Genomic DNA, 3759 nt, shown 5'->3' on the forward strand with positions numbered 1-3759 from the left:
CCTCTTCTACAGGGTCCTCGCTTTTACGTCTGGCTCCTTACCACTGTTCAGTTTTCAAAGACCAGCTTCGCTAGACGCGACTTTTATATTCTATCACTTCTTTTGCCCGGTGTCAAGAGATTTCTACATCCCACTCCTCCACACCGGCGCTGCGCTCCCTTTGACGAGCACAGCTTTAATAACTTATCATTTTTGCTTTGCCCTGTCAACTGTTAATTTATACCGGGCAAGCTTACCTTCCTTGCAGGAGCAGTTAATACTATAGCACGAATTCTACCGGCAGGCAAGGAAGAGTAAATGATTATAGAGCTAACTGCTTAACATTTCCTTAACATTATCTCCTTTTTTCTTTCTTTTGCGCCACTATGCCCCGGTTTCCACGTTTTCCTGGGCGAAAGCCGGCTCTCACCTTGAGGGACTTCCTGCCTCAGGTTAATGCCCTAAAGTTAATCAGGAACTTTACAGTGAGGTTGAGTAATCAATATGAAACTTGCTTCCATTGACATATATCCTGTAAGGAATATAAGATATGGTTTGAACAACAACCAGATAGAGGAGAAAAATCCATGCGTTCGTTCAAATCCGAAGTCGCTAAAATCAAGCATGAGGTATTGCGGGAAGTAGCCCGTCTTACCCTCACGGGAAGGCTTGAGAGCGAGATAGACCGGCTCCCGCGAACCCTGACTGATGCGGGCATAACCCGTTACCGTTGCTGTGTGTACAAGGAAAGAGCGATCCTGGCCGAACGGGTTAAGTTTGCTCTCGGTTTTTCACCCCGGGAAGTGGGCGAAGATGAACGCCTGGGAGTCATTGCCGAAAAGAACCTGGCCGGGCACCACGTTACCTCCCCGGTACTGGATATAATTGAGATAGCCTGCGACCGCTGCCCCATTGATCGTTACCTTGTCACCGATGCCTGCCGGGGCTGCGTCGCCCATTTTTGTGTAAACACCTGTCCGAAAAAAGCTATAACAATTGTTGGCCGACGTGCCTATATCGACCAGGAAAAATGCGTTGAATGTGGACGATGCAGCCGAGCCTGTTACTTCCATGCTATCGTGGAGGTTAGCCGTCCCTGTGAACGTTCTTGCCTGGCCGAGGCTATTAAACCCGGGCCCAACCGCAACTCGGTGATTGACCGCAAATTTTGCACCGCTTGCGGTACTTGCCTGACAGCATGCCCCTTTGGAGCTATTGCGGATAAGTCCCAGTTGCCGGAAGTGATTCGCTGGCTCCAGGCAGGCGAACAGGTTGTGGCCGCCTTGGCACCGGCGATTGCCGGCCAGTTTGGTCCCAACGTGTCTGCAGGCCAGGTTATGGCGGCCCTCGCCGGACTGGGTTTTACTGCTACTGCCGAGGTGGCCCGGGGCGCGGACCAGGTGGCTGTACTGGAAGCAAAGGAATTTAGCCAAACGGTGGCGGAAAAAGAATGGCTGGCCAGTTCCTGTTGTCCCGCTTTTGTATCTTTTGTGCGGAAAAATTACCCGGACCTGGCCGATCACCTTGCACCGGTCCCGTCACCGATGGTGGTCCTGGGCCGGATGCTTAAGGCTGAAGCTCCAGGTAGCAAAGTGGTATTTATAGGGCCGTGCGTGGCCAAAAAGGAAGAGGCCCTCAGCCCCGGGACCGGCATCGATGCTGTTCTTACTTTTGAAGAACTGGCGGCCTTCCTGGCAGCCAGGGAAATAGACCCCGCTGTTCTCAGCCCGGATTCTGCGCCTACCGGCACTGCTTCGGCGCGGGGCCGGGGTTTCCCGGTAAGCGGTGGTGTTGCCGCAGCGATTGAACAAGCTCTCAAGGAACAGGGAGACACCGTCGAATTCAAACCGGTCCTGGCAAGCGGCCTGGAGGAATGTAAACGGTATCTAAACCTGGCCCGGGCCGGAAAACTGCCGGGGAACTTTTTAGAAGGCATGGCTTGCGAGGGAGGTTGTGTCGGCGGGCCAGCGGCACTGGTCGGGCCGCGGGAAAGCGCCCGGGCAGTGGAAAAATTCTACCGCTGATTTAATAGTGTAGGCCTCTGGCTGAAACGCCAGAGGCCTTACAGATTAACCCCAAGCCGGGGACAAATATCTCCAAGGGGACACTTTGAGCAGTCAGGCTGGTTTTTGCGGCAGAGCTGGTTTGCCAGCCCGTCAATCAGGGCGTGATATTCATTGTAGAGATACTGGTCTCGCGGCAGGTTCGCCATAAAAAACTCCTGCATGCCTTGATAGGTTATCTTTTCATCAAAAAAACCCAGCCTTGAGAATACCCTTCGTGTGTAGGCATCCATGACCATGATGGGATAATTGCCTGCGTAACAGAGGATAGCGTCGGCCGTCTCCGGTCCAATGCCGTAAATAGCCAGTATCTCCGGGCGCAGCTCCGCCAGGGGGCGGGAAAACATGGCGGTCAGAGAACCGTTATACCGTTTCCACAGGTGTTCAACAAAGGCCTTGAGCTTTTTAGCTTTGGTACGGTAATATCCTGCCGGCCGGATATGGGGTTCTAGTTCAACCGCCGTTGCCCTGAACATGGCTTCGGGATCGAGGAGCCCTGCCGCCTTGAGATTGGCTATCGCCTGCTCGACATTTTTCCAGGCTACGTTCTGGGTAAGGATGGCACCGACAATGACCTCAAAGGGGGTTTCGGCAGGCCACCAGTGCCGCGGGCCGAAATAATTATAAAGCCGGTTATAGATGGCTATCAACAACTCCTGAATATTTTGCGACTTGCCAACCATGTCCATGCCTGTTGGTAACTTGCCCCCTGACCTGAGGAGATTGGGTTTTCTGGTCAATTCTTTGTCGACCTCACTTGCAGGGATTCAGTCAACATAGATCATTTTTCTGGTCATACCGCCGTCAATTATGAGATTAGTACCGGTAATAAAATCGCCGGCATCACTGGTAAGGAAGAGACAGGCCCGGGCAATATCCTCAGGTTTGCCCACCCTTCCCGCCGGGTGCTGGCGGTGATCGATTTCCCTTAAAAGAGAATAATCCCCCGTTGCAATCCAGCCCGGACTAATGGCATTAACCCGGATATTATCAGGTGCCAGGGATATAGCCAGGGCATGGGTCAAGGCTATGATTCCACCTTTTGAGGCCGCATATGCTTCGGAATCCGGTTCGGACATGAACGCTCGGGTGGAAGCTATGTTAACAATAGCTCCTCCTCCATGTTTTCTCATTATTTTAGCCGCTTCCCGGGAGCAAAGAAAAACACTACGTAAATTGACATTTAGAATATAATCCCATTCTTCGACTGTCAGTTCATACGGTGATTTCCAGCGAGATATGCCGGCGTTATTAATTAAAATATTTAGCCTGCCATACCTGGCAACAGTCCTTTGCATCAAGGTTTCAATGTCAGCGGGCAGGCTTACGTCCGTCAAGAAGGCGGTAGCCTCACCCTTGAATTCATGTATCAACGCTTCTGTTTCCAGGGCACTCTTTGAGTCTTTTTCAGCAATGATTACCCGGGCTCCCGCGCGAGCATACATAAGGGCTATACTACGCCCTATACCTCTACCGGCTCCTGTGACAATGACAACTTTGCCGTCAAAATTCATTAGTAAATTAGCTCCTTTCAATGTATAAAGGGCCGTGATCAGCCCTATGCATGAGTGTAAAGAAAAATTACTGTTTAGGCAAGAGTTATTTAGCAACAAAAAAGCCCCTGATAGGGTTAACCTAACAGGGGCTGAGGGGAATGGCTCCCCGGGCAGGGCTCGAACCTGCAACCACCCGGTTAACAGCCGGGCGCTCTACCATT

The 3759-nt window shown here is 51.9% G+C and carries 3 protein-coding genes; 1 reads left to right on the forward strand and 2 read right to left on the reverse strand.

The window, feature by feature from the left end; translation table 11 throughout:
* Positions 1-566: 566 nt before the first annotated feature.
* Positions 567-2003, forward strand: a complete 1437-nt coding sequence (locus MOST_RS13670) for a 4Fe-4S dicluster domain-containing protein (RefSeq protein WP_054938423.1) — start codon at positions 567-569, stop codon at positions 2001-2003.
* A 38-nt stretch (positions 2004-2041) separates the two neighbouring features.
* Here the strand turns inward: MOST_RS13670 and MOST_RS13675 are convergent, their stop codons facing one another.
* Both MOST_RS13675 and MOST_RS13680 read right to left on the reverse strand, forming a co-directional pair.
* Positions 2042-2782 carry an endonuclease III domain-containing protein gene (locus MOST_RS13675; protein WP_244267302.1) on the reverse strand — a complete coding sequence of 247 codons (741 nt, stop codon included), beginning with the start codon at positions 2780-2782 and terminating at the stop codon, positions 2042-2044.
* 27 nt (positions 2783-2809) lie between these two features.
* On the reverse strand, positions 2810-3556 hold the full coding sequence (locus MOST_RS13680; protein ID WP_054938424.1) for a glucose 1-dehydrogenase: 747 nt from the start codon (positions 3554-3556) through the stop codon (positions 2810-2812).
* Positions 3557-3759 lie beyond the last annotated feature (203 nt).

Origin of the sequence: Neomoorella stamsii (assembly GCF_002995805.1) — a bacterium.
In the GTDB taxonomy this organism is placed as follows: domain Bacteria; phylum Bacillota; class DSM-521; order Neomoorellales; family Neomoorellaceae; genus Neomoorella; species Neomoorella stamsii.

Coding starts and splice junctions, on each gene's coding strand:
- MOST_RS13670 (WP_054938423.1), top strand. CDS start 567: ATGCGTTCGTTCAAATCCGAAGTCGCTAAAATCAAGCATGAGGTATTG.
- MOST_RS13680 (WP_054938424.1), bottom strand. CDS start 3,556: ATGAATTTTGACGGCAAAGTTGTCATTGTCACAGGAGCCGGTAGAGGT.